This is a genomic window from Pseudomonas sp. NPDC089569 (genome assembly GCF_050280625.1).
GTDB lineage: Bacteria > Pseudomonadota > Gammaproteobacteria > Pseudomonadales > Pseudomonadaceae > Aquipseudomonas.
In genome coordinates, this window is sequence record NZ_JBNNVQ010000082.1 from 1 (window position 1) to 26,437 (window position 26,437).

Genomic DNA, 26,437 nt, shown 5'->3' on the forward strand with positions numbered 1-26,437 from the left:
TGGCTGGCGTCTTCCCGGCCAACTTCATCACCCCCAGCAACAGGGAGGATACCTACGCTGAAGAAATCATCCGCTTCCTGAAAGAAGACTTCGGTGATGACCTGCCGGAAATCATCCTCGAGCCAGGCCGTTCGCTGATCGCCAACGCCGGCATCCTGGTCAGTGAAGTGGTACTGGTCGCACGTAAATCCCGTACTGCCGTCGAGCGTTGGGTGTACACGGATGTGGGCAAGTTCTCCGGCCTGATCGAAACCATGGATGAAGCCATCAAGTTCCCGATCTGGACCGAAAAGAAAGGCGAGATGGAAGAAGTGGTCATCGCCGGCCCGACTTGCGACAGCGCCGACATCATGTACGAAAACTACAAGTACGGCCTGCCGCTGAACCTGGCCATCGGTGATCGCCTGTACTGGCTGTCGACTGGTGCGTACACCACCAGCTACAGCGCCGTGGAATTCAATGGCTTCCCGCCGCTGAAGTCGTTCTACGTGTAAGCACTTCACGAAACGCAAAAAACCCATGACGTGTCATGGGTTTTTTTGTGCCTGCCAAAACGCCCCCGCCCCCCCCTGTACCTGTAGGAGCGAGCACGCTCGCGATGGACGTCAACGACAACGCGGGCCGCCTGACACCCCGCGGTGTTCTGGCGACCATCGCGAGCTTGCTCGCTCCTACAGGGGGACGGGTTGTTCCAGTTCGGTGAGGCGGCGGGTGTATTCGTTCGCCATGGAACGGACGCGGGGGTCGCTTGCACTGGCCAGGGCTGGAGCGGCGACTCGCAGGAAATTCAGGTTTCCTGCGGCCAACGCCTTGTGCAGCCAAACCAGCGCCTCATCGACATTGCCCTCGCCCGCGAGTACCGCGGCGTAGCTGAACTGCCCGCGAAAGTCGCCGCCGACCGCCGAGCGTCGATACCAGTCACGGGCCGCCAATGGGTCCGCCGGGCAGACCCGCCCTTCTTCCAGATAACGCCCCAACAGGTTCATCGACTTGGCGTGACCCAGTTCAGCGGCCTGTTGATAAAAGCCCAGGGCCTGCACCTGATCCTCAACCACACCACGTCCGGTGGCCAGCAAGTTGGCGTAGTTGTACATCGCCCAATCCAGCCCGGCCTCGGCGGCTTGCCGGTAATGCGCGGCGGCGACGCCGGCGTCGGCCGGACAACCCCAGCCATGCTCGTGGCAACGACCGAGCATGTTGCGCGCCATCGAATGACCGCCACGGGCGGCAATGTCGAACCAGCGCACCGCCAATGGCTGGTCCTGCGCAATACCCTGCCCCTCCAGCAGTATCTGCCCCAGCAACGCCTGCGCCTCGAGCACGCCTTCACGGGCGGCCATCAGGATCGCCTGGGCGGCACGCGCCGGGCTTTCATCGAGCATGGACTTGAGCCGTTCACCGTCGAGTATTTCCTCGCGGCGCAATCGAAAATCCGCCACTTACACCTCGACCCAGCGACGCAACAGGTTGTGATAGGTGCCGGTCAGACGGATCAGCGAGGGATGGTCCGGCACATCCTGCGTCAATTGCCGGATCGCGCCGTCCATTTCAAACAACAGGGCACGCTGGCTGTCTTCGCGCACCAGGCTTTGCGTCCAGAAAAACGAGGCATAGCGTGCACCGCGTGTCACGGCGTTGACCTTGTGCAGGCTGGTACCCGGATACAGCACCATATCGCCGGCGGGCAGCTTCACGCGTTGGGTTCCATAGGTGTCCTGGATTTCCAGTTCGCCGCCGTCGTAGTCCTCGGGCTCGCTGAAAAACAGGGTCGCCGACAGGTCGGTGCGCACCCGTTCGATGCTGCTCTTGGGCTGACGCACGGCATTGTCGATATGAAAGTCGAAGCTGCCACCGGCCGTGTAACAGTTCAACAGCGGCGGAAAGACCTTGTGCGGCAGCGCCGCCGACATGAACTGCGGGTTTTGCCAGAGCCGCTCCAGCATGGCCGCGCCGATTTCCTTGGCCAGTGGATGACCTTCCGGCAACTGCAGATTGTGCTTGGCCTTTGCCGACTGGTAGCCGGCGGTGATCTTGCCATCCGCCCAATCGGCCTGTTGCAGAGCCTCGCGAATGCGCTGCACCTCTTCTTTGTCGAACAAGCCGGGAATGTGCAAGAGCATGGGAGAGGCGCCTGATAATCGAAGGGCGCCAATGGTATTGATTCTTATTGACTGTGTAAAACCCGAGAGACGAACGAAGCAGCAAAAACCGTAAGGTTAAATTGTAAAGAATGTAAATTCAGTGCGAATAGCAATGTTTCGCAATTGATACGAATACGTGTTTACCCTATATTCCGCCGCCTCAAATCCTTGGGGGAAGGGGAAACAAATGTCACGTCTACACCCACAACTACCGGTCAGTTCACCACGCCTGCTCGCTTCTGCCATTGGCGTGGCAATCACTGCCGGCTCTGCGGGCCACATGGTTTTCGCGGCTGAAAAAACCGACGAGAAAGCGCCAAGCAACACCATTTCGCTTGGCGCCACGGCAATCACCGGCGAAGCCCAGGACGAGACTTCCTACAACGTCGAAAAAGCGTCCTCACCCAAGTACACCGCACCGCTGGTGGACACGCCACGTTCGATCACGGTCATTCCGCAACAAGTCCTCAAAGACACCAATGCCATGAACCTGCAGGATGCACTGCGCACTGTTCCCGGCATCACTTTCGGTGCCGGTGAAGGCGGCAACCCGCAGGGCGACCGTCCGTTCATTCGCGGCTTCGATGCACAGGGCGACACTTACCTGGATGGCGTGCGCGATACCGGTTCGCAGAGCCGCGAGATCTTCGCCGTGGAAAACATCGAGGTCAGCAAAGGCCCGAACTCGGCCATCGGTGGTCGCGGTGCAGCGGGCGGCAGCATCAACCTGGTGAGCAAGAAAGCACACCTGGGCAATTCGCTCGACGGCGGTTTCACCTGGGGCTCCGACCAGACCCAGCGCTACACTTTCGACGGCAACTACCAGTTCACTGACACCGCCGCTGGCCGTCTGAACCTGATGAGCCACGAAAGCAACGTCGCCGGCCGTCAAAGCGTCAATTACGATCGCTGGGGCGTTGCGCCGTCGCTGGCCTTCGGCCTGGGCACCGACACCCGCGTGAACCTCGATTACTACCACCTGGAAAACAACGACTTGCCGGATTCGGGTATCCCGTATTCGATCCCGGCCGCAGGCTCCGCAGCGCGCACCAAGGCCAACCCGGACAAGCCTCAGGATGGCGGTAACAGCAGCAACTTCTATGGTCTGAACGACCGCGATTTCCGCAAGGGCCGCACCGACACGGCAACCATCGCCATCGAGCACGACCTGAACGATTCGCTGACCGTCAAGAACACCCTGCGTCACGGCACCAGCATGCAGGATTACATCCTGACCCAGCCGGACGACAGCAAGGGCAACGTCAACAACGGCAGCGTCTGGCGTCGTGCCAACACCCGTGTCAGCAACACCGAGACAACGACCAACCAAACGGATCTGTTCGGTGATTTCTATGTCGCCGGCTTCAAGAACAGCTTCGCTACCGGCGTCGAATTCACCCACGAAGAAAGCCGGAAGTCCTCGTACAACGTCAACACCGACACCACGCCGGCGACGGCGGCCGCGACCACCAACTGCAGCCCGGCGCTGATCGGTGCACCGAGCGGCTACAACTGCACTTCGTTGTCCAACCCGAACCCGAACGATCCGTGGAACGGTGCGATCTCGCGCAACTACGCCGGCACCACGACCAAGGCCGACACCTACGCGCTGTATGCGTTCGACACCCTGGAGTTGTCCGAACAGTGGCTGGTGAACATGGGCCTGCGTTACGACCACTTCTCCACCGACTACAAGACCTATACCGCCGCCGGCAACACTACCGCCAAGGGCGATGACACCAGCGAGTTCGTCACCGGTCAGTTCGGCATCGTTTACAAGCCAGCAGAAAACGGCAGCATCTATGCCTCCTATGCCACTTCCGCCACACCTCCGGGCAACACCCTGGGTGAAGGCCTGGACGGCAACCCGCTGGGTGGCACCCCGGATCGCAACGGCAACCTGCTGAGCAGCGACATGGAGCCGGAAACCACCAAGAACTACGAAATCGGCACCAAGTGGGATCTGATGAATGATCGACTGTCGCTGACCGCCGACATCTTCCGCACCGAGAAGGAAAACGCTCGTGTGCAAACCGACACCACCTCGTACGAAAACGTCGGCAAGACCCGCGTTCAAGGCTTCGAGCTGTCGGCCACCGGCAAACTCACCGACAAATGGCAAGTCTTCGCCGGTTACGCCTACATGGACAGCGAACAACTCGATGGCGGCCCACTGGGCAAGGCCAACGATGGCAACGAATTGCCTAACACGCCGAAAAACAGCGCCAGCCTGTGGACGACCTACCAGGTCACGCCGAAGCTGACCATCGGTGGCGGTGCGTTCTACGTCGACGACGTGTTCGGCAGCGTGGCCAACACCACCATGGTCGACTCCTACGTTCGCTACGACGCAATGGCCGCCTACAAGCTGAGCAAAAACGTCGACCTGCAACTCAACGTGCAGAACCTGACCGACGAAACCTACTACGACAAGGCTTTCTCGACGCACTTCGCCAACCAGGCGGCGGGCCGTACTGCCTTGCTGAGCACCAACTTCCACTTCTGATGAAAGCGCCTGATCACTGCTATCGATCAGGCGAAATGTAATAAATGTGGGAGCGAGCCTGCTCGCGATGACAGCGCCAGATTCAACATTGAAGTCGGCTGAAACACCGCCATCGCGAGCAGGCTCGCTCCCACAGGTTGCACACCGCAAATGGCAACAAATCAGGCCAGGCCCCGTTCATGCAGGTGAACGGGGCTTTGCTGTGTAAAAAAGAATGTTTCTCGATAACCCACGGCATCATAATGCGCGCCGTGATGACTATTACCGAACGAGCAAGGCGAGCGACGTGTTGAAGAAAACCCTGTTCCAGTTGCACTGGTTTTTTGGCATCAGCGCCGGGCTGGTCCTGGCCTTGATGGGCATCACCGGCGCGGCGGTGTCGTTTCAGGATGAGATCCTGTACGCGCTGAACCCTTCAGTGATGCAAGTGCAGAAACACGTCGCCGGCGTTCTGCCGCCCGCTGATCTGGTGGAGAAAGTCGAATCGGCCACCGGCCTGAAAGTCGCAATGCTCTCGGTTGATATTGACAGCGACGTGGCAGCAAAAGTGTTCTTCACGCCGTCACCGGGTGAGCGACGCGGCCCCATGCGCTTGTTCGACCCCTACACTGGCGAACTGCTGGATGACGCCACGGGCCAGCAATTCTTCGGCCTGATGCTGCAACTGCACCGTTTCCTCGCCATGGGCGATACCGGTCGGCAAATCACCGGCGCCTGTACGCTGATCCTTGTGTTTTTCTGCCTGTCGGGCCTGTACCTGCGCTGGCCGCGCCAATGGAACAGCTGGCGCGCGTGGCTGACCCTCGACTGGAAGAAAAAGGGTCGCAGCTTCAACTGGGACCTGCACTCGGTCGCCGGCACCTGGTGCCTGGTGTTTTACCTGTTGGCGGCGCTGACCGGATTGTCCTGGTCCTATGAGTGGTACAACAAGGGCCTGACCCGCTTGCTGTCCGATTCGCCGCAGAACGAGCGCGTTCGTGGCGGTCGCGGCCCGGCGCCAAGTGGCCCGGCCCCGGTGGTGGATTACTCGGCCCTGTGGAGCAGCATCTACAGCGCTGCCGGTCCCGACCTGAGTTTCTACAACACCCGCATGCCACCGGTAGCCGGACAACCGGCGACGGTTTATTACCTGTTGAAAAACTCGCCCCATGACCGCGCGTTGAATCAGATCACCCTCGATCCCGTCACCGGTGCGATCAAAAGCCATGACCGCTACGCAGACAAAAGCCTCAAGGCACAACTGCTGACCAGCATTTATGCCCTGCATGTCGGCAGTTACTTCGGTATCGGCGGGCGGATCATCCTGACGCTCAGCGCCCTGACCATGCCGCTGTTTTTCATCACCGGCTGGTTGCTGTACCTCGACCGTCGACGCAAGAAACGCCAGATCAAGGACGCGCGCAAAGGCCTGGCACAACCGGGCAGCGACGCCCCCGCATGGCTGATCGGTTTTGCCAGCCAGAGCGGCTTCGCCGAACAGTTGGCCTGGCAAACCGCCGGCCAATTGCAGGCTGCCGGCTTGCCGGTGAACGTGCAGCCGCTGGCCAGTGTCGGCGAGCAGGATTTGCGCGATGCAAGTCATGCGCTGTTTGTGGTCAGCACCTTCGGCGACGGCGAAGCGCCGGACAGCGCCCGGGGTTTCGAGCGCAAGGTGCTGGGCCGGACCTTGGGCCTTGAGCGCCTGAACTATGCCGTGCTTGGGCTTGGCGATCGGCAGTACCAACATTTCTGCGGCTTCGCCCGACGCCTGCACACCTGGCTGGGTGCTCATGGCGGCAAAACCCTGTTTGCCCCGGTGGAAGTCGACAGTGGCGACCCTTACGCCTTGCGCCACTGGCAGCAGCAACTGGGTCTGTTGACCGGCCATGCGCCCGTCGATACCTGGCAAGCGCCCCACTACGACAACTGGACCCTGGCCCGCCGCGATCTGCTCAACCCCGACAGCAGCGGTTCCGCCGTCTATTTGCTGGGCCTGATCGCGCCGACCACCAGCAGTTGGCTGGCCGGTGACCTGGTGGAAGTGATGCCGCGCAATTGCCCGTGGGCCATCGAACACTTCCTCGATGGGCTGGGCATCGACGGTCGCGCTACCATTGAACTGGAGGGGCTGTCACAGCCACTGGAGCAAGCCCTCGCCAGCCGGCAGCTGCCCGAGAGCCGCAGCCATCTGGTCGGTCTGCATGCGCAAGCCTTGGTCGATGCACTGGTACCGCTGGCCATGCGCGAATACTCCATCGCCTCGATTGCCGCCGACGGCGTCCTGGAGTTGATCGTTCGCCAGGAAGTGCACGCCGATGGCAGCCTGGGTGTCGCTTCCGGCTGGCTCACCGAACATGCGCCAGTGGGCGGCAGCATCAGCCTGAGGGTTAGACGCAACAGTGGCTTCCACCTGCCGAGTGAACCGGTACCGATGATCCTGCTCGGCAACGGTACCGGGTTGGCAGGCTTGCGCAGCCTGTTGAAGGCGCGGATTGCCGATGGCCAGCAACGTCACTGGCTGCTGTTCGGTGAGCGCAATCGGGAGCACGACTACCTGTGCCGCGATGAACTGGAAGAGTGGTTGATTTGCGGCGATCTGCAACGCCTGGACCTGGCGTTCTCACGGGATCAGGCGCAGAAAATCTATGTACAGGATCGCCTGCGCGAATCGGCCGATGAGCTGAAAAAGTGGCTGGCGGACGGCGCTGTGATCTACATCTGCGGCAGCTTGCAGGGCATGGCGGCCGGCGTCGACCAGGTGCTGAACGACACACTCGGCCATGCCGAGGTGGAACGCCTGATCGAGCAGGGCCGCTACCGCCGCGACGTGTATTGATTGATCCCTGTATTCCTGTATTCCTGTAGGAGCGAGCACGCTCGCGATGGTCTGAAGAACGCCGCGGGGTGTCAGGCACCCAACGTTATCGTTGACGACCATCGCGAGCGTGCTCGCTCCTACAGATCAGGCCGGTTGTAATTTCTGCTCAACGCAGCACCACGCTCAACGCCCCGCTCTGCCCGTCGATGTTCACCTCGCCAAAGAACTGAAACCCGGCAGCACATGGTGCTCTCCTGTAGGAGCGAGCACGCTCGCGATGGTCTGAAGAACGCCGCTGGGTGTCAGGTACCCAACGTTATCGTTGACGACCATCGCGAGCGTGCTCGCTCCTACAGGGGGGCGTGTCACGCGCTGACGGGCTCTGCTGCCAGGTCAGCGGTCTCGGGTCGTTTGACCAGCGCATAAACGACTGCGGTCAACAGGCTGCCGGCGACAATCGCCAGCAAGTACAACAGCGCATGGTTGATCGCATTCGGAATCAGCATCACAAAGAGACCACCGTGCGGCGCCATCAGCTTGCAGCCAAAATACATCGACAATGCGCCTGTCAATGCGCCACCGGCGATGCTCGCCGGGATCACCCGCAACGGGTCTTTGGCGGCAAACGGAATTGCGCCCTCGGAGATGAAGCACAGGCCCAGCACCAGCGCCGCCTTGCCGGCCTCGCGTTCAGTCTGGGCGAATTTGCGGCGGGCGATGAAGGTGGCTATCCCGAGGCCGATCGGCGGCACCATGCCCGCCGCCATGGTCGCCGCCATCGGCGCATAACTCTGCGAAGCCAGCAGACCGACCGAGAACGCGTACGCAGCCTTGTTGATCGGCCCGCCGAGGTCCACGCACATCATCCCGCCCAGCAGCACGCCCAGCAGAATCGCGTTGGTGGTGCCCATGCTGTCGAGAAAATGCGTGAGCCCTGCGAGCATCCCGGCCACCGGTTTGCCGACCACGTAAATCATCACCAGGCCGGTGAACAGGCTGGCCAGCAACGGGATGATGAGAATCGGTTTGAGCGCTTCAAGGCTTTGCGGCAACCGTGCATGACGGTTGATTGCGCGGGCCGTGTAGCCGGCGATAAAACCGGCAATGATCCCGCCGATGAAACCGGCACCCAGGGTGCTCGCCAGCAGACCGCCGATCATCCCCGGCGCCAGGCCCGGACGGTCGGCAATCGAGTAGGCGATGTAGCCGGCCAGCAACGGCACCATCAGCTTGAACGCGGTGTCGCCGCCGATCTGCATCAGCGCGGCGGCCAGCGTGCCCTCTTCCTTGAACGCCGTGATGCCGAACACGAACGACAGGGCAATCATCAACCCGCCCGCCACCACCATCGGCAGCATGAAGGACACGCCCGTGAGCAGGTGTTTGTAGACCCCGGTTTTCTCCTGTTTGACCGGGCCCTTGGCAGCGGTCGATGCATGTTCCTGCACGCCTTCGGCCAAGGCTTTGTTCAGCGTCGCTTCGGCCTGCTTGAGCGCAATGCCGGTGCCGCAACGGTAAATTTTCTTGCCGGCAAAACGCTCGGTGGCCACTTCGATATCCGCCGCCAGCAGCACCACGTCGGCATCGGCAATCGCCTGTGCACTCAGAGGATTGCGAGCCCCCACCGAGCCCTGGGTTTCCACTTGCAAGTCGTACCCCAATCGCTTGGCCGCCTGCTGCAAGGCCTCGGCCGCCATGAAGGTGTGGGCGACGCCGGTCGGACAGGCGGTCACCGCCACCAGACGCGGGGCGTTTTTGGCGATGGCGACCGGCTCGATGACGGCCTCAGGCGCGCGATAGACCTGAGCCTCTTCGACACCTCGTCGCAGCACCGCGTCCACGTCTTGCAAGGCCTGCGCCGGGGTGCTCTGGAACACGCGCTTGCCGACGAATCGAGACATATCCACAGGTGCGCTGGTGACCAGCAACACCCACTCGGCCACCGCTATCGTGGCCGCCGACAGTTGCCGTTCGGGGTGCGCCGCATCGCTGATTTCAACACTGGTGCTCCAGCCCTGGCGTTGCGCCGCCGCATCGAGCAGACGCGCGCACAGCACACTGGTGACCATGCCGTTCGGGCAGGCAGTAACTATGGCTAATTTCATGACCAACCCTCTTATTGTTCTGTCAGGGGACGTACACGTACCCCCTGCTCGAGCTGCGCCAGGTGCGCCGCATCGCCGATGCCGAATCCGATCTGGGTCACCGCCATCGCGGCAATCGCCGTGGCGCTACGCAAGGTCTGCTCCGGTGTATCGGCGCTGAGCAACCCGTGGAGCACACCCGCCAGCAACGAATCTCCCGCGCCCACCGTGCTTGCCACATTGACCCTGGGCGGTGAGGCGTGCAGTGCCGAACCCGGGCTGAACCAGTTCACGCCGTCGGCCCCCTGGGAAATCACTACATGCTCGATACCCCGGGCGTGCAAGCGGCTCGCCGCCTCGGCCTGGGCCAGCACCGAAACCACCTCGCCACCGAGCACTTCGGCCAGCTCCTCCGTGTTGGGTTTGATCAGCCATGGGCCGGCCTTGAGTGCAGACGCCAACGCCTCGCCACTGGTGTCGAGGGCCACCTTCAAGCCGAGGTTCTTCAGGCGTTGAATCAACGCCTGAAACCACTGCGGGCTGACGCCCTGGGGCAGACTGCCGGCCACGACGACCGCGTCATGCGCCGGTGCAATCTGATCGAGCCGGTCCAGCAGCGCCTGCTGCGCGGCTGCGTCGACCCGTGGCCCCGGGCCGTTGAGATCGGTGATGCGACCATCACTTTCCGCCAGTTTGATGTTGCTGCGCGTTTCACCAGGCACACGGATGAATGCATCGGTAAACCCGCGTTTGGCGAACAGGGTTTCGAACGCTTGAAGGTTGTCCTCACCGAGAAAGCCACCCACCGTCAGCTGATGCCCCAAATCCGCCAGCACCTGCGCCACATTCAACCCTTTGCCGGCGGCGTGGGTGTGCATGGCGTCGCTGCGGTTGACCTGACCGGGCTCCATTCGTGGCAACTGCACCGTGAGGTCCAGCGCCGGGTTGAGGGTCAGGGTTAAAATCCGGGCCATTACAGGGCCTCCACTAATGCGCGTACGTCATGGGCACTGCCCATGGCGAGTGCTTCTCGGGCCAGGGTTTGGGCCTGGCTCAGGCTGAGTTCGCGGATGCGCGCCTTGACCTCGGCAATACTGCGCGCGCCCACGCTCAATTCATCCACACCCAGCCCCACCAATACCGGCACCGCCAACGGATCGGCCGCCAGCTCGCCACACACGCCGACCCACTTGCCGTGGGCATGGGCCGCCCGCACCGTAATGTCGATCAGTTGCAGCACTGCCGGGTGCAAGCCATCGGCCTGTGCCGAAAGCGTCGGGTGACCACGGTCGATGGCCAGGGTGTATTGCGTCAGGTCGTTGGTACCGACACTGAAGAAGTCGACCTCCCTGGCCAGCACCGGCGCCAGCAAGGCCGCCGAAGGCACTTCGATCATGATCCCCAGTTGCAGGTCCGCCACCGGGATTTCCAGACGCAGGCGTTCCGTCATGTCCCGGGCCTGGCGCCACTCCTCGACACTGCCGACCATGGGAAACATGATCCGCAACGGACGGTTGTCCGCCGAGCGCAACAGGGCTCGCAATTGCGCTTCCATCATCTGCGGTTTTTGCAGGGTCAGGCGGATGCCGCGCACACCGAGGAACGGGTTTTCTTCCTTGGCGATCGGCCAATAGGGCAAGGGCTTGTCACCGCCGACATCGAGGGTGCGCACCACCAGCGGCCGCCCCGCCAGGCCATCGAGCACGCGGCGGTATTCGGCTTCCTGGGTGGCTTCATCCGGCGCTTGCGGGTGAGCCATGAAAATCAGTTCGGTTCGCAGCAGACCAATCCCCTCGGCGCCCTGCTCCACCGCGCCGGTCACGCCGGCGCTTTCACCGATGTTGGCAAACACTTCAACCGCGTGACCGTCCGAGGTCAATGCTGGCTGGTGACGTTGTTCGGCGGCGGCCTTGAGTCGTTGCTCACGGGTGTCGCGCTCCTGGGTCGCACGCTGCAAGGTCGCCGCGTCGGCATCCACGTGCAGGCGCCCGCGCTGGCCATCGAGCAGCAATGGCGTACCCGGCGCCAACAACAACACTGCGGCACCGGCACCAACCAGCGCCGGAATGCCCAGGGCCCGGGCGACGATTGCGCTGTGGGCGGTAGCGCCACCGCGAGCGGTCAGAATGCCGGCGACACGGGCCGGGTCCAAACGCGCCACATCGGACGGGCCGACTTCGTCCATCACCAGAATGTACGGTTGCTCGGGCTCACTGGGGGTTGCGATCCCGCACAGTTGCGCCAGCACCCGCCGCCCGATATCACGCAAGTCGGCGGCACGCTCGGCGAGCAAGGCATCCTGCAGCGCTTCCTGTTGCCGGGCCGCCGCCTCGATCACCGACATCCACGCCGCTTGCGCACTTTCGCCTTGCTTGAGGCGTGTGTCGACTTCATCAGTCAACTCCGGGTCATCGAGCATTTCCTGATGGGTGACAAAAATCTCGCGAATCGCTTTGGCCTTGCTGCGCTCGATCAAACCGCCGATGTCGCGCCGCACCTGCGCCAGCGCTTGATCAAGACGTTCGCGCTCAATCGCGGCGGATTGACCACGCAACGGGTAATCAACAACCTGCTGCACTTGAATGTGCGCCGGACCGATGGCAATGCCCGGTGCCGCGGCGATGGTTTGCAACACGCTTCCTGGCGCCGGGGCGCTCAGCACCTGGGCCACTTCGATGGGGGCTTCGCGCAGTTGACTCACCGCCGGCAGCGGCTCGACTTCTTCACCCAGGCCCTCTTCGATGGCGCCCAACAATGCCGGCAACGCATCGGCGGCAATACTCGGCTCGGCAATGATTTCCAGCACCTGCCCACGCCGGGCGCCGAGGCTGAGCAGCTTGCTCAGGCTCTTGGCCGAGACAGCACTGTCCTGTCCGTCAACGATGCGAATGCGGATGTCGCCTTCGAAACTTTTGGCCAGTTGCGCAAGAGTTTGCGCCGGGCGTGCATGCAATCCGTGGGCGTTGGCCAGCGCAATACGTGCACTGGGCCAGTCGGCCGGCAGTTCGCCGCCGAGCACTTCCAGCACGGCACGGCAACTGGTGGCTCGGCCCAATTCATGGCCACGGCCCTCAATCAGCAGCGCGCACAACCGCTCAAGCAAGGCCTGGTGAGCCTCCCCCATGCTGGCCAGGCAAAACAGGCCATTGAGCGGCTGCCCCAGATAGCGCAGCGGTTTGTCCGGGGTGACAAAGGCCAGCCCCGGGCGCTTGACCGTTTGCTCGCTGTGCAGCCACCACAGGCCATCGCCCAGAGGCAACGCTTCGACTTGCTGCAGCACCGCAGAAAAACCATTGCTGACGCAATCGGCCTGCCGCAGCAGGCGCGCTCCGCGCCAGACCAGCTCCTCAAAGTCTTCGGCGGCAACACCCAGGCCAATCATCTGTGCATCCAGCGCCAGTTCCTGTGGCGCGCCTTGCAGCAATTTCAGCAAGGCCTCGGGAGAGCCGGCGCGCCGCAGGGCCTGGCCCAGATCGGTCTCGCCAAGGGCGCGGGTCAGCAATTGCAAAAGGCGCAGGTGCTCGTCGGATTTGGCGGCAATACCAATTGCCAGGTAAACGATTTGCCCGTCGCCCCAGTCCACACCGTCGGGAAACTGCATCAGCCGCACGCCCGTGGAATACACCTGATCGCGGGTCTGCGGCGTACCGTGGGGGATGGCAATACCTTGACCGAGAAAGGTCGAGCCCTGGGCCTCGCGCGCTTGCAATCCGGCGAGGTAACCCTCGGCAACCAGACCATCGGCAATCAGGTGCCGAGCCAGCAATTGCAGCGCTGCGGACTTATCCACAGCCGATTGGCCCATGGAAATCTGCTCTACAGTGAGCTCGAGCATGCTTTCTCCTTTTTGGCACCCTGTGGGCACCAGGTATTGTTTTGAATGATTCAGCTTAGGCTTTTGTCTCTGGACGATATTTGGCGGTTTCGCGGCAGAACCGGCCAAAGGAGCCAATAACCTAGAAAATACGCCTGCTGAAACGTTTAATCTATAGTGATTGGCACGTTACTCGATAATGGCGTGCGCTTGAAGTCCAATTGTCGGATGCGCGGGTAACGATGGTCGACTGCCTGAATCAGGTAGGATTGGCGAAAATGTCGGGCATGCTCGCAAAAAAACAAGGAAACAACGGGTTGAAACTCAGTGATATCGCGCAGCTGGCCGGTGTATCCGTGACCACCGCCAGCTATGTCATCAACGGCAAGGCCGAACAGCAGCGCATCAGTAGCGCAACCGTCGAGCGCGTGCGCGCGGTGGTCGATCAGTACGGCTTCACGCCCAATCCCCAGGCCGCCGGGCTGCGCAGTCGCCACACCCGCACCCTGGGCTTCATTTTGCCGGACCTGGAAAACCCCAGTTACGCCCGCATCGCCAAGCTGCTGGAACAGGGCGCCCGGGCGCGCGGCTATCAGTTGCTGATCGCCAGCTCCGACGATGCACCGGACAGTGAACGGCAATTGTTGAAACTGTTCCGCGCCCGCCGCTGCGATGCCTTAATCGTCGCCAGTTGCCTGCCCACCGGCGACGACAGCTATCGCCAGTTGCAGGCCAAAGGCATTCCGATCATCGCCATCGACCGGGTCATGGAGCCCGAACATTTCTGCTCGGTCATCAGTGACGACCGTGAAGCCAGCCTGCAGTTGACCCGCAGCCTGCTCGACCCGCTCCCCCGGCAGATCGCCCTGATCGGTGCCCGCCCGGAACTGAGCATCAGCCAGGAGCGTGCCGCCGGCTTCAAAGAGGCGCTGGCCGGCTACAACGGCGAGGTGCTGATCGAACACGGTGAATCGTTCAGCCGCGAATGCGGCAAACAGCTGATGGAAGAGTTCATCCAGCGTGTAGGGCATTTACCCGAGGCACTGGTGACCACCTCCTACGTGCTGCTGCAAGGTGTGTTCGATGCCCTGCATGACTTCCCGCTCAAGAACCGCCCACTCCGCCTGGGCACATTTGGCGACACCCAGTTGCTGGACTTGCTGCCTTTGCCGGTCAACGCCATGGCCCAGCAGCACCAGTTGATTGCCGACAAGGCCCTGGCCCTGGCCCTGGCCGCCATCGAGCAGTCCGAGTACCAGCCCGGCGTGCTGGCTATCGCGCGTACGTTCAAGCAGCGCATCCATCAGGACTGAGCCGTGGAACTGATCGACACTCACACCCATCTGGACTTTCCGGATTTCGACGTCGATCGTCAGGCGATACTCGCCCGAAGCCGCGCCCTGGGGGTGCGGCAAATGGTGGTGCTGGGGGTTTATCAAGATAATTGGCAGCGGGTCTGGGACCTGGTGCAAAGCGATCCCGATCTGCATGCCGCGTTCGGTCTGCATCCTGTGTACCTGGACGATCACCGCCCGGAACACCTGGTGAAGCTTGGAGACTGGCTGACACGGCTGGCCGGCCATCGGCAACTGTGCGCGGTGGGTGAAATCGGCCTGGATTACTTCATCGAAACCCTGGACCGTGATCGCCAACAAGCCTTGTTCGAAGCGCAGCTGCAACTGGCGGCAGACTTCAATCTGCCGGCACTGATCCACGTGCGGCGCAGCCATGCGGCGGTGATTGCCACGCTCAAGCGGTTTCGCCTCAAGCGCGCCGGCATCATCCACGCGTTTGCCGGCAGCCGCGAAGAAGCCCGGGAATACATCAAGCTCGGGTTCAAACTGGGTCTGGGCGGCGCTGCCACCTGGCCGCAGGCACTGCGCATGCACCGCGTTCTCGCCCAGTTGCCGCTGGAGTCGGTGGTGCTGGAAACCGACTCGCCGGACATGGCGCCGGCCATGTTCCCCGGCCTGCGCAACAGTCCGGCCCACCTGCCGGCGATCTGCACGGCGCTGTCCGCCATCATGGCGGTCAGCTGCGAACAACTGGCGGCCATCAGCAGCGCCAATGCCCGCGAGCTGTTCAACTGGTGATCAGTCGATGTGCGCCCTGGCTGCTTCGAGAATGAGTGTCATGCGCTGACGCTGGCGGGCAAATCGCATGGATACGAAATAGACGAAAATCGCCACCAGCGAAACGTTCAATTGCTCCACGACCGTGAGCAATCCAATCCACTCCAGTACCAGCGCCACCAGTAACGCGGTGCACACCATGACCCGCAGGCTCGCCTGCAACATGGCCAGCGAATCGAGAGACCTGAAGCGTTTGATCTGTTTCGGGTCCTTGAGCTGCAAGGCTTTGCGGCAGTGGGAGCAGGTGAAGGGCTCATTGATTGCAATGGCATTGAGCTGCCAGGGTTTGAGTAGCAGCGTGTACTGGCAATGGGCACAGCGTCCCTGGACTCCAAGCGATGCAACAGACATAACCGTGCCTCCTCCATGTGGTCAGTGCAGTGGATCTTGCTTCATTGAAGCCAAAAAGCCAAAGCACTGAGCGCTGGAGGACGTCTCCTCGTTCAAAAAAAGAAAGGCATGACAGAAGATTCCGCGATATCTCCTGTCGCAACCATCGGCCTCAAACCCGGAACGCACTGATCAGCTGTTTGAGCTCAACCACCTGCGCCGACAACACCCGGCTGGCATCCTCGGTCTGGTGCGCCCCCTCTGCGGTACGCTCACCGGCACGGTTGATTTCGACAATGTTCTGGTCGATGTCGTGGGCCACGGCGGTTTGCTGCTCCACGGCCGCCGCGATCTGCTGGTTCTGATCGACGATCATGCCCACCGCACCGAGAATATTCTCCAGCGCCTGCTGAACCTTTTCCGACTGACTCACCGTTCCGCTCGCCATTTCATGGCTGACGCCCATCGCTTTCACCGCCGCCCCGACACCGCCGTGGAGCCTGACGATCATCTGCTCGATTTCCTCGGTCGACTGCTGAGTGCGCTTGGCCAGGGTCCGGACTTCATCGGCCACCACGGCGAAACCACGGCCCTGTTCCCCGGCCCGCGCCGCCTCGATCGCCGCGTTCAATGCCAGGAGGTTGGTCTGTTCGGCGATACTTTTGATGACCTCCAGCACCCGGCTGATGGACTGACTGTCGCTGGCCAGCTGGTTGATCACCAACACCGATTGATCGATCTCGCGCGCCAGTGCCGCGATGCTGCCCTGCTGGGACTCCACCAGCCCACGCCCGCTGACGGTTTCGTCGTTGACACTGTGGGCGCTGCTGACCGCCGCCGCCGCACTGCGCGCCACCTCCTGGGAGGTCGCGGACATCTGGTTCATCGCCGTGGCAACCTGCTCGATCTGCGTGCGTTGCCCGGCCACGGCCTGGTTGCTTTGCGCCGAGACATTTTCCACCTGGCCAGCCTGGCGCTCGACCTCACCCACGGTATGCCCTACACGCTCGATCAAATCGTGGATTTTTTTAACGGTGCCGTTGAAGACTTCGCCCAACTCGCCCAGCTCATCATGGCTGTTGGCACTGAACGTAACCGTCATGTCTCCCGCCGCCACTTTGTCCATTACCCCGCCAAGACGTTTAAGCGTGGTCCGGGTCGAGGCGTAGAAGCCACCGTACAGATAGAAAATCAGCACAAAGACCACCGACAGTGCCACGGCCTGCAGAATCATATGGTTGCGATTCTGTTCCAGACGCTGCTGTAGCTGGTTGCCGAGGAACTTCAAGGTCGCCTCGTTGAACTGGTAGGTCTGGTCCATCAGGCCCGTGACCTGGTCGTAAAAGGCCTGCCACGGCGTATCGAGCGTGTCGGCCATCACCACTTGTTCTTCAAACAGTTCGCTGGCCTTTTTCAGCGAGGCCTTGCTGCTGTCGGCCTGGGCAGCCAGGTTTTCCCCCGCGGCCTTGCTGGAGGCCAGCGTGTCCTGCAGCTTCAGGCCATAGGAGGCCTGGAGTTTTTCAATCTGCGCCAACAGCTCATCGAAACGGGTGCTCGATGAGGAGTTGATAAAGCCCTGCCCCAATGAATAAGCCCCCATCGCCCGGCCTTCGCCCAACATCTGGGTGACCGATGGCGTAATGTTGGTGACCAAATCACTGAGCTGGCGCATATCGCTTTGATTGTCGCGACTGAGGCCGGCCTGATTGGTAATGATCTGGCTGAAGATCTGCGCACTGCCCAATAACTTGCCGATCAAGGCACTTTTACTTTGCAGGGAGGTTTCGGCTCGCTGGGTCTTGAGTGCGGCGATCATTTCCTCACGCTTGCCGTCGAACACCGCAACCTGCTCCGGATCGGTGGTCATCGCTGTCAGCGCTTGCAGGCGCGCCAGCACACTTTGTTCCAGCGTGCTGATCTGCGACTCGATGTTGCCCGCCTTGCCGGACTGACCGAGGGCGACATTGATCTGTACCAGGTTGTTGAGGGTTTCCAGATCGCGCCGCAGTGTCAGGCCACTGCCCAGCAGGTCGAGGCTTTGCAGTTCGACGCGGGTGCCTTGAAACTCACGATAGGAATCGCGCACCAGATAAAAATTGGTAACCAGCATCGGCACCAGGAACAGCACGCTGATCAGGCTGAACTTCATACCAAAGCTCAAGCGATTCATCAGCGCGACGGCGGGATAGAGCAAGCTCTTCACAGGAAGTCTCCCCTTGATTTCTTATTTTTATTGGCAGGCGCAGCTCGACAGCAGATAGCCACCATTCGGCGCCATCCCTGTATAGCTCAAATCAGGGGAGAGTTTTGTAACTTAAGGTAAATGGAAGCGGGTAACCGGGAGCACCTGTCCGTCGGACGGAAAACTGCCCCCATGCCACCACTCGACCTCAAGCCAGGTGGGTTATGGCAATACGGTCCACAGCGCAAACCCCGCATACCAGAGCACCGCTGCCCGTAGCAGCAGCTCCCAGATCCGGTCAAGGCTGTGAATGCCCTCGGCGCCGATCACCGGGGTCGCAATTTCAGCGGCCGCCAGCCCGGCCTTCTCGATCAGTTGGGCGGCGCTGATGTTCCAGTTCAGCAGTTCGTGCAGCATCACGCGGCCGACCGCAACAAAATTGCCAACCAATGCAAAGCTCGCCGCCAACAGGCGCACCGGCAGCCAATCGAACGCATGGCGCAATTGCCCGGCGCGTTCGACCACGGCGGGGTTTTGGCTGTGCTCTTGCGCCAGGGCCAGTAATCGGTAACTCAGCGCGGCCACCGGTCCCAACAGGAAGTACCAGAAAATCACCGCAAAAAAGCTCTGGTACGCCTCCCACACAAGGTGGCCTTCGACGCGTTCGAGCAATTGCTCGCCACTGTCGGCGCAGATATCGAGGTCACGTTTGGCAACATGAGCCGCCGCTTGCACGTCTTCCCGGCGCCATGCATCGCGAAACGGCCCCAGCTCGCCCAGCAGGTCGCCGCGCCCCAGACTGTAAATGACCACCAGCAGATGCACCGGCAATGCCGCCAGCCCATAGGCGATCGGTTCGAGCATCACCAACAACAATCCCAACAACACCACCGGCAACAACACCATGACCAGCAAAACCAGCCATGGACTTTTCGCCAGCCGCGAAGCGGATTCGAGTTTGTGCAGCTCGCTCACCCAACCACCATCTCGCTGAACCTGATGACGCAGAGCCGAGAACTTCTCGATCCACACCGCCAACAGCAACACCAGGAAACTCATGCTTACTCCTCTTTTTCCAGTGCACCCGCCACCAGGGCCGCACGGTAACGCGCCCAGTCGAACGCCGGTCCCGGATCGGTCTTGCGCCCGGGCGCGATGTCACTATGCCCGCAGATGCGCTGCGGCGTGATGGCTGTGAAAGCGCTTTGCAGTTGCCGGGTCAAGGTGATCAATGCCTCGTACTGTGCATCGGTGAACGGCAGATCATCCGTGCCTTCCAACTCGATGCCCACGGAAAAATCGTTACAGGTTTCCCGGCCCTCGAAACTCGAAACCCCTGCATGCCAGGCACGCTCCAGGCACGAGACAAATTGAGTGACAGCGCCATCGCGCTCGATCAGAAAATGCGCAGAAACACGCAGATCGGCAATTCCCTCAAAGTAAGGGTGCTCGGTGACATCCAGACGATTCTGAAAAAATTCCTGCACCTTGCCGGTGGCGAATTGCGCCGGCGGCAGGCTGATGTTGTGGATCACCAGCAGGGAAATTTCACCCGTGGGGCGCGCATTGAAGTTGGGCGAGGGGCACAAACGCACGTCCTGACACCAACCGCTCGCGGAGTCCAGCTGCATACCCATTCCTTCGATGATGATTGTGTTGGTGCCCAGTATGCCGCGACAGCCCCCGGATACGCGATCACTTGCCGCAATTGAGGTGTTGCAACTGGCCGAGGACGGACGCGAGCGCCCGATCAAACAGCAGGGTGTCATCGAGGACGCGTGCCGTGCCGCGGCGGAACTCAAGCGCCAGGCTTGCGCGACTGTACTCCAGCACCTTCAAGCCCGTGCGGTTGACGAAGATGTAGTGGTCTGTGGCCTGGATGATTGCCGCCAGCTTGCAACGCACGAGGGTGTCCGGATCTTCCTGAAATTCGACCCGGCATCCAGGGAGCAACTGATCCACTTGACGCAAACCCGCATCGTCTGCCGGCAAGGGCAGCGAAACCCTCTGGACCGGACTGGCTTCGGCGCCCGCCAACACGACATCGTCCACTACTTCGACCAGCAACGGGCCTGGCTGCCGTAATGGCTCAAGCAACTGCACGTGCAAGCTTTGCAGTTCGCTGAAAAAGCCACTGCTGGTCGGCGGCTCGAATGCCAGAGTGCCCAGCCCTTCTCGCAGGGACTTGAGCAAGTCCGGCAGCAACGCCAGCAAGCGCGAATGTGTATCACGCTCGTCATGGCGCTGCACGCTCCAGACAAGTTGCTCCAGGGTCTGTAGCGCGGCATGCCATTGCATCGACTGATCACCGTGCTTGAGGCACGTCATCAACAACACCTTGCTCCAGGCGTCCCTTACAAACAGCAGTACGCTTTGCGGTATCCGTTTGCCCAGCAGCACCTGATTCATCGCCTGTTCGACCCGATGAAGGGACATTGCGGCTTTGACGCGGCCTTCTTCGGCATCACGGGTGCGTTGCTCCAGCATCTCGCTTCGGCGGCGTTCATCACGGGTAAAAGCGAGGAACTCGGCCAGCAGATCGGTAAAAATCCCCGGATCGCCGACGTCGTCACTCAGCAGGCGTTGCACCACCTGTTCGATGCGCAAGTACAGAAGTTTGCGCTCATGCTCATCGCATTCACTCCATTGCATGGCGGCCTGGGCGATTTCGTTGAGCAGGCGTCGGGCCGGATGACGACTGTGACTGAAGAAGCGCTTGTCGAGCACCGCCACTTTGACGATGGGAACTTGCAATCGATCAATCAACGCAATGAGGTTGTCCGGCAAGTTGCGATCGCCGAGGGTGCATTCAAACAGCCTGGCGATCAGGCTGATCACATCTTCGTCAGCCACCGCGATCTCCCGCGATTGAGCGTCGTCGAGCGGCGGTTTTGCGGCGTCGACAGCTGCACCCTCTCCATTCTGGCGAGCTGGAGCAGGATTGAGATCGGGTAATACGCCGGTGGCCAGAAGCAACTGGTTGGCTTCGGCATAAAGCGACCCGGTTTCGCTGAGCACGTATCGCTCGAACAGTTGGAGGAGGATCAACTTGACCCTGGTTTCAACCCCCAGACTGCGCCCGGCCTGCAAGAAAAACCCGCAGAGCATCGTCGGCCCCATGGGATTGTGCTGCTCCATCAACGACCGTCCCAGCAATGTGCCAAGGCGCGCCGTCAGTTGGTCGAGGGCGAAACCATCGCGGTTCAGCACCTTGTTGATCACCACCTCCACTGACGTTTTGCGCTCCATGTTGCCATCGGTCAGCAAGGTGTGAGTGGCGCGATAGTGAGTCAGGCCAATGAATGCTTCGAAGAATTGTTCGAAAAAGATCCTTTCAATAGTTTTTTTCTTCAGGCGCAAATCGCGCATCGCCTGAAAGACAAGAGGCTGCTCGATCCCATTGCCTGCGCGGTCGAGCATTTCAAAGAGGCTGTCGTCGGCGTTATCAAACAGCGTCTGCAATCCTTGCCGCAGTTGTTGCGAGGCCCTGTCCCGGACTTGAAGCAATATTGCGGGCAGGCGAGTGAGCGGCGTCAAATTCGCCTGGTCGGTCGTCGCCTTGCGCAAAGACACTACTTTTGCGCCATTGTGCATCCAGCCTCCTTGGACGGTGTGTCGCCTGATCGTCAATGTCATGACGTCATTGACAAGGCGAATTGCCTTGTAAGAGTTAACTCATGCGCCAGAGTTCACTGTGCTTGCATTGAGCAGGCCCGCGACGAATCGACCAAATGCTGCTTTCACATCGACAGGAACACTTCGGATACCTTGGGTTGCCCGCCACCATGGCCCTATAATCGGGCCACTTTGTTTGTGGAGCCCGATATGCCGAATCTACGTCTTGCCGATTTGACTGCCGAAATCGAAGCCAACGTGCGCCGTGCGTTGCTCGAAGACGTCGGCAGCGGCGACATTACTGCGCAATTGATCCCGGCCGAACGCTTGGCCAAAGCCACCATCATCACCCGCGATGCCGCCGTCATCAGTGGCACGGCTTGGGTGGATGCCGTGTTTCGGCAACTGGATCCGCGCGTTGCGGTGCATTGGCAGGTCGGTGACGGCGAGCGGGTCAAACCCAATCAGGCGCTGTTTCATCTCGAAGGACCGGCCCGCTCGTTATTGACCGGCGAGCGCAGCGCCCTGAACTTCCTGCAGCTGCTTTCCGGCGTGGCCACCCGCGCGCAGTACCTGGCGGATTTCGTTGCCCAAACCCAGGTAAAACTGCTCGACACCCGCAAGACCCTGCCAGGGCTGCGTCTGGCACAGAAATATGCCGTGACCTGTGGCGGTTGCCATAACCACCGCATCGGTTTGTACGACGCGTTCCTGATCAAGGAAAACCATATTGCCGCTTGCGGGGGCATTTCCCAGGCCATCGCCGCCGCACACAAAATCGCGCCGGGTAAACCGGTAGAAATTGAAGTGGAAAATCTGGCTGAGCTCAAAGAGGCACTGGCGGCCGGGGCCGACATCATCATGCTCGACGAGTTGAGCCTGGATGACATGCGTGAAGCCGTGCGCCTCAATGGCGGCAAGGCAAAACTGGAGGCCAGCGGCGGGATCAACGAAAGTACGCTGTTGCCCATCGCCGAAACGGGCGTGGATTACATTTCGATCGGTGCAATGACCAAGGATGTGAAGGCGGTCGACTTGTCGATGCGCCTGAGCCTCTGACCTCGCATTGCCAAATGAAAAACGCCAGCCTGATCAGGGCTGGCGTTTTTGTCAGACCACCAGATTATTCATCTCGCAGTACTCTTCCCACTCGACGCCCAATATCTCCGCGGCCTCCTTGTGCAGAGCCAGGCGCGCAACCTCAAACTCCTCCGGAGTGGAGGTGTACTTGAGCGACAGTTCCCATGGCTGCAAGCCCTGGGCCTCTGCTTCATCTTCGAACGCCCATTGGATCTGGTCTTTCTGATCTTCGGCGGACAGGTCCTTGATCTCATCGAGCAACTCGGGTGAGTCCAGCACGTACTTCTTGAGGGCTTCCTCGTGCCTGGCTTCCTGGCTTAATTCTTTAACGGTCATGTGGTTCTCGCTGATCTGGGGAATGGAAGATGGATATGGATCTTCAAGGATCTCTCTGACGCGGTTTGTCCGGCCTTCAGAACCATTCTGGATCATCTGAAAACTGCGGTGTGATGCTCATGCAGGCATCGAATATAGGATGTTTGGCGAGCGAATGACATGGCTCTTTACATCTGCCCCTCAAAAAGTTGACCAAGGGAACATAAATCAAAACGCCGAGTCATAGCGATGTGCCATACCGGCACTCACCTCCGCTATTCACAAGGAAACCCAGTGATGCGCAGCTTTGCGAAGATTTCTTCCGTCATGTCCGCTACCGCAATGACCGCCCTGCTCGGTGCTCTGACGCTACCGGCAAATGCAATGGCGATTGAACTGAGTAACAGCAGCCCCTCTTACGGCGACAAGGTTTCTGTCATCCACAATGACTTTGGCAAGGACGTCATTGTCAGAAGCAATATCAGCATCGATGAGCTGGAACAGATGAGCAAAATGATCGACCAGCAATCAAGGCAGATCGAAGAGCTCAAACGCAGTGGCTCGGGTTCCGGTTCGAGCAACAGGGAAGTCGACGACCTGAAAAACAAAGTCGCAGCGCAGGAGCGCGATCTCAACAATCTCCAACGCCAGATAGACGACCTCAAACGCAGCACCGGGTCCAGCTCCAGCTCGAGCACCAGTGAACTGTCGAGCCTGAAGCAGCAAATAAGCAATCAGGATCGCGAGATGGATTCGCTCAGACGCACAGTCGAGGAGTTGAGCAGAAAGGTGAAATAACCAGGAGATGGTGCCCGAGACAGGAATCGAACCTGCGACCTTCGCGTTACGAGTGCGCTGCTCTACCGGCTGAGCTACACGGGCTGTGGGCTAAACCTAGCACCGGTCTCACGCTCCGGCAACTTCACGCTTGTGCCGGGCAAAAAAATGCCCCGCCGTTTTCACGGCGGGGCATTTTTATTGCGCTGAAGCGTCGGGGTGATTAAACGCCCGAAGCCTTGGCTGCCGCCACGTCTTTGATGGACAGCTTGATACGACCGCGGTTATCCACGTCCAGTACCAGCACTTCCACTTCCTGGCCTTCCTTGAGGATGTCGGTCACTTTCTCGACGCGAGCATCGCTCAGCATGGAGATGTGAACCAGACCGTCCTTGCCAGGCAGGATGTTGACGAATGCACCGAAATCAACGATGCGCTCGACCTTACCGACGTAGATCTTGCCGATTTCAGCTTCTGCAGTGATGCTCAGAACGCGCTGACGAGCAGCTTCTGCGGCATCCTTGGTTTCGCCGAAGATCTTGATCGAACCGTCGTCTTCGATATCGATCGAAGCCTTGGTTTCTTCGCAGATCGCACGAATGGTCGCGCCGCCTTTACCGATGACATCACGGATTTTGTCGGTGTCGATTTTCATCGCGATCATGGTCGGGGCGTTGGCCGACAGCTCGGTACGCGACTGGCCAATGATCTGGTTCATCTGGCCGAGGATGTTCAGGCGCGCTTCCAGGGCCTGGCCCAGAGCGATTTCCATGATCTCTTCGGTGATGCCCTTGATCTTGATGTCCATCTGCAGCGCGGTCACACCCTTGGCGGTACCGGCTACCTTGAAGTCCATGTCGCCCAGGTGGTCTTCGTCGCCCAGGATGTCGGTCAGAACAGCGAATTTCTCACCTTCTTTAACCAGCCCCATGGCGATACCGGCAACCGGCGCCTTCATAGGTACACCGGCGTCCATCAGGGCCAGGGAAGCGCCGCAAACGGAAGCCATCGAGCTCGAACCGTTGGATTCGGTGATTTCCGAAACCACACGGATGGTGTACGGGAACACGTCAGCGGCTGGCAGCATGGCCTGAACCGAACGACGGGCCAGACGGCCGTGGCCGATTTCACGGCGACCGGCGCCACCCATGCGACCACACTCGCCCACCGAGAACGGAGGGAAGTTGTAGTGCAGCATGAACGGGTCTTTTTTCTCGCCTTCCAGGGTATCCAGCAGCTGTGCGTCACGGGCGGTACCCAGAGTCGCGACTACCAGGGCCTGGGTTTCACCACGGGTGAACAGCGCCGAACCGTGGGTCTTCGGCAGAACGCCGACTTCGATGTTCAGCGGACGAACGGTGCGAGTGTCGCGGCCATCGATACGTGGCTTGCCGTTAACGATGTTTTCGCGAACGGTGCGGTATTCGATTTCACCAAAGGCTGCCTTGACGTCGGCGGCCGATGGCTGGCCTTCTTCGCCGGACAGCTTGGCAACGATCTGATCCTTCAACTCACCCAGGCGAGCATAGCGGTCGGCCTTGACGGTGATGGTGTAGGCCTGGGAGATCGCTTCGCCGAACTCGGCACGGATAGCGCCCAGCAATTCGGTAGCTTCTGGAGCAGGTGCCCAGGTCCAGGTCGGCTTGGCAGCTTCGGCAGCCAGCTCTTTTACGGCGTTGATCACCGCCTGGAACTCGTCGTGAGCAAACAGTACTGCGCCCAGCATCTGGTCTTCGGTCAGCTCTTTGGCTTCCGATTCAACCATCAGCACGGCGTCGGAAGTACCGGCAACAACCATGTCCAGGCTCGAAGCAGCCAGTTGCTCGTAGGTCGGGTTCAGCAGGTAGCCGGTGCTTTCGTGGAAAGCAACACGGGCAGCGCCGATCGGACCGTCGAAAGGAATGCCGGAGATGGCCAGCGCAGCAGAGGTACCGATCATCGCAGCGATGTCCGGATCGGTCTTCTTGCTGGTGGAAACGACGGTGCAGACAACCTGCACTTCGTTCATGAAGCCTTCAGGGAACAGTGGACGGATCGGGCGGTCGATCAGTCGGGAAGTCAGGGTTTCTTTCTCGGAAGGACGGCCTTCACGCTTGAAGAAACCACCAGGGATCTTGCCGGCAGCGTAAGTCTTTTCCTGGTAGTGAACAGACAGAGGGAAGAAACCCTTGCCTGGATCGGCTTGCTTGGCGCCAACAACGGTCACCAATACGGTGACGTCGTCGTCAACGGTGACCAATACTGCGCCGGAGGCCTGACGGGCGATACGGCCAGTCTCGAGGGTAACGGTCGACTGACCGAACTGGAATTTCTTGATTACCGGGTTCACGGTGTCCTACCTTCTTTGTGGCTCTTGGGGGAACTGGTTTCTTGCGAAATTCTTGGGCAATGTCGGGAATCGGCCCGAGCCGCTTGTCCTGGGTGCACTCACACGGGTAAAGCAGGTATCCAGATAAAACTTGAGGCTGGGAGCCTGCCATGCATCAACGGGAAACCCGCTGACGCATGACAGACAACCAACCTCTAGCGCAATCGCTGATTAGCGACGCAGACCCAGGCGACCGATCAGAGCGCTGTAACGGCTCACGTCTTTGCCTTTCAGGTAGTCCAGCAGCTTGCGACGCTGGTTAACCATGCGGATCAGACCACGACGGGAGTGGTGAT

Annotated in this window: 19 protein-coding genes, 1 tRNA gene and 1 pseudogene; 7 read left to right on the forward strand and 14 right to left on the reverse strand. The window is 60.5% G+C overall.

Features of this window, described 5'->3' with window-relative positions:
* Nucleotides 1–494: pseudogene (locus ACQKP2_RS24150) on the forward strand (type III PLP-dependent enzyme); the annotation flags it as partial.
* A gap of 177 nt (nucleotides 495–671) precedes the next feature.
* On the opposite strand, the gene ACQKP2_RS24155 reads toward ACQKP2_RS24150, so the two are convergent.
* Complete coding sequence (locus ACQKP2_RS24155; RefSeq protein WP_427580118.1) at nucleotides 672–1,382, reverse strand: tetratricopeptide repeat protein; 711 nt, start codon at nucleotides 1,380–1,382, stop codon at nucleotides 672–674.
* Between the two features lie 57 nt (nucleotides 1,383–1,439).
* Nucleotides 1,440–2,120, reverse strand: coding sequence for a Fe2+-dependent dioxygenase (locus tag ACQKP2_RS24160; RefSeq protein ID WP_427580100.1), 681 nt, complete (start codon nucleotides 2,118–2,120; stop codon nucleotides 1,440–1,442).
* 208 nt (nucleotides 2,121–2,328) lie between these two features.
* Between ACQKP2_RS24160 and ACQKP2_RS24165 the strand changes: the two genes are divergently transcribed.
* Nucleotides 2,329–4,647, forward strand: a complete 2,319-nt coding sequence (locus tag ACQKP2_RS24165) for a TonB-dependent receptor (protein WP_427580101.1) — start codon at nucleotides 2,329–2,331, stop codon at nucleotides 4,645–4,647.
* Nucleotides 4,648–4,933: 286 nt separating this feature from the next.
* On the forward strand, nucleotides 4,934–7,462 hold the full coding sequence (locus ACQKP2_RS24170; RefSeq protein ID WP_427580102.1) for a PepSY domain-containing protein: 2,529 nt from the start codon (nucleotides 4,934–4,936) through the stop codon (nucleotides 7,460–7,462).
* A 347-nt stretch (nucleotides 7,463–7,809) separates the two neighbouring features.
* Here ACQKP2_RS24170 and ACQKP2_RS24175 read toward each other — a convergent pair whose 3' ends face one another.
* From ACQKP2_RS24175 to ptsP, 3 genes are read right to left on the reverse strand one after another with little or no spacing between them, the layout of a single operon-like run.
* Complete coding sequence (locus ACQKP2_RS24175; protein ID WP_427580103.1) at nucleotides 7,810–9,549, reverse strand: PTS fructose-like transporter subunit IIB; 1,740 nt, start codon at nucleotides 9,547–9,549, stop codon at nucleotides 7,810–7,812.
* 11 nt (nucleotides 9,550–9,560) lie between these two features.
* Nucleotides 9,561–10,502, reverse strand: a complete 942-nt coding sequence (gene pfkB, locus ACQKP2_RS24180; RefSeq protein WP_427580104.1) for a 1-phosphofructokinase — start codon at nucleotides 10,500–10,502, stop codon at nucleotides 9,561–9,563.
* Complete coding sequence (gene ptsP / locus ACQKP2_RS24185; protein ID WP_427580105.1) at nucleotides 10,502–13,363, reverse strand: phosphoenolpyruvate--protein phosphotransferase; 2,862 nt, start codon at nucleotides 13,361–13,363, stop codon at nucleotides 10,502–10,504. The genes pfkB and ptsP overlap by 1 nt, the downstream gene beginning before the upstream one ends.
* A 296-nt stretch (nucleotides 13,364–13,659) precedes the next feature.
* Between ptsP and cra the strand changes: the two genes are divergently transcribed.
* Nucleotides 13,660–14,655 (forward strand): catabolite repressor/activator, encoded by a 996-nt coding sequence (cra, locus tag ACQKP2_RS24190; protein ID WP_427580106.1) that lies wholly within the window; start codon nucleotides 13,660–13,662, stop codon nucleotides 14,653–14,655.
* A 3-nt stretch (nucleotides 14,656–14,658) separates the two neighbouring features.
* Complete coding sequence (locus tag ACQKP2_RS24195; RefSeq protein ID WP_427580107.1) at nucleotides 14,659–15,435, forward strand: TatD family hydrolase; 777 nt, start codon at nucleotides 14,659–14,661, stop codon at nucleotides 15,433–15,435.
* Here the strand turns inward: ACQKP2_RS24195 and ACQKP2_RS24200 are convergent, their stop codons facing one another.
* From ACQKP2_RS24200 to ACQKP2_RS24220, 5 genes are all read right to left on the reverse strand, one after another.
* Complete coding sequence (locus ACQKP2_RS24200) at nucleotides 15,436–15,825, reverse strand: hypothetical protein (protein WP_427580109.1); 390 nt, start codon at nucleotides 15,823–15,825, stop codon at nucleotides 15,436–15,438.
* 151 nt (nucleotides 15,826–15,976) lie between these two features.
* The gene (locus ACQKP2_RS24205; RefSeq protein ID WP_427580110.1) at nucleotides 15,977–18,007 is read right to left on the reverse strand and encodes a methyl-accepting chemotaxis protein; all 2,031 of its coding nucleotides are present in this window, start codon (nucleotides 18,005–18,007) and stop codon (nucleotides 15,977–15,979) included.
* Between the two features lie 201 nt (nucleotides 18,008–18,208).
* Nucleotides 18,209–19,045 (reverse strand): regulatory signaling modulator protein AmpE, encoded by an 837-nt coding sequence (gene ampE, locus ACQKP2_RS24210; RefSeq protein WP_427580111.1) that lies wholly within the window; start codon nucleotides 19,043–19,045, stop codon nucleotides 18,209–18,211.
* Nucleotides 19,046–19,047: 2 nt separating this feature from the next.
* Nucleotides 19,048–19,617, reverse strand: a complete 570-nt coding sequence (ampD, locus tag ACQKP2_RS24215; protein WP_427580112.1) for a 1,6-anhydro-N-acetylmuramyl-L-alanine amidase AmpD — start codon at nucleotides 19,615–19,617, stop codon at nucleotides 19,048–19,050.
* Between the two features lie 64 nt (nucleotides 19,618–19,681).
* The gene (locus ACQKP2_RS24220; RefSeq protein ID WP_427580113.1) at nucleotides 19,682–21,580 is read right to left on the reverse strand and encodes a DUF1631 domain-containing protein; all 1,899 of its coding nucleotides are present in this window, start codon (nucleotides 21,578–21,580) and stop codon (nucleotides 19,682–19,684) included.
* A 231-nt stretch (nucleotides 21,581–21,811) separates the two neighbouring features.
* On the opposite strand from ACQKP2_RS24220, the gene nadC reads away from it, so the two are divergent.
* Entirely contained in the window at nucleotides 21,812–22,660 is an 849-nt protein-coding gene (gene nadC / locus ACQKP2_RS24225; protein WP_427580114.1) for a carboxylating nicotinate-nucleotide diphosphorylase, read from the forward strand.
* A 51-nt stretch (nucleotides 22,661–22,711) separates the two neighbouring features.
* Here the strand turns inward: nadC and ACQKP2_RS24230 are convergent, their stop codons facing one another.
* Nucleotides 22,712–23,017, reverse strand: a complete 306-nt coding sequence (locus ACQKP2_RS24230) for a DUF6388 family protein (protein WP_427580115.1) — start codon at nucleotides 23,015–23,017, stop codon at nucleotides 22,712–22,714.
* A 276-nt stretch (nucleotides 23,018–23,293) separates the two neighbouring features.
* Between ACQKP2_RS24230 and ACQKP2_RS24235 the strand changes: the two genes are divergently transcribed.
* Nucleotides 23,294–23,794 (forward strand): hypothetical protein, encoded by a 501-nt coding sequence (locus ACQKP2_RS24235; RefSeq protein WP_427580120.1) that lies wholly within the window; start codon nucleotides 23,294–23,296, stop codon nucleotides 23,792–23,794.
* 8 nt (nucleotides 23,795–23,802) lie between these two features.
* Here ACQKP2_RS24235 and ACQKP2_RS24240 read toward each other — a convergent pair.
* From ACQKP2_RS24240 to ACQKP2_RS24250, 3 genes are all read right to left on the reverse strand, one after another.
* Nucleotides 23,803–23,878 (reverse strand) — tRNA-Thr (locus ACQKP2_RS24240).
* 118 nt (nucleotides 23,879–23,996) lie between these two features.
* Nucleotides 23,997–26,102 (reverse strand): polyribonucleotide nucleotidyltransferase, encoded by a 2,106-nt coding sequence (gene pnp, locus ACQKP2_RS24245; protein ID WP_427580117.1) that lies wholly within the window; start codon nucleotides 26,100–26,102, stop codon nucleotides 23,997–23,999.
* A 210-nt stretch (nucleotides 26,103–26,312) separates the two neighbouring features.
* The coding region (locus tag ACQKP2_RS24250) for a 30S ribosomal protein S15 (protein ID WP_427580122.1) at nucleotides 26,313–26,437 on the reverse strand (125 nt) is incomplete at its 5' end.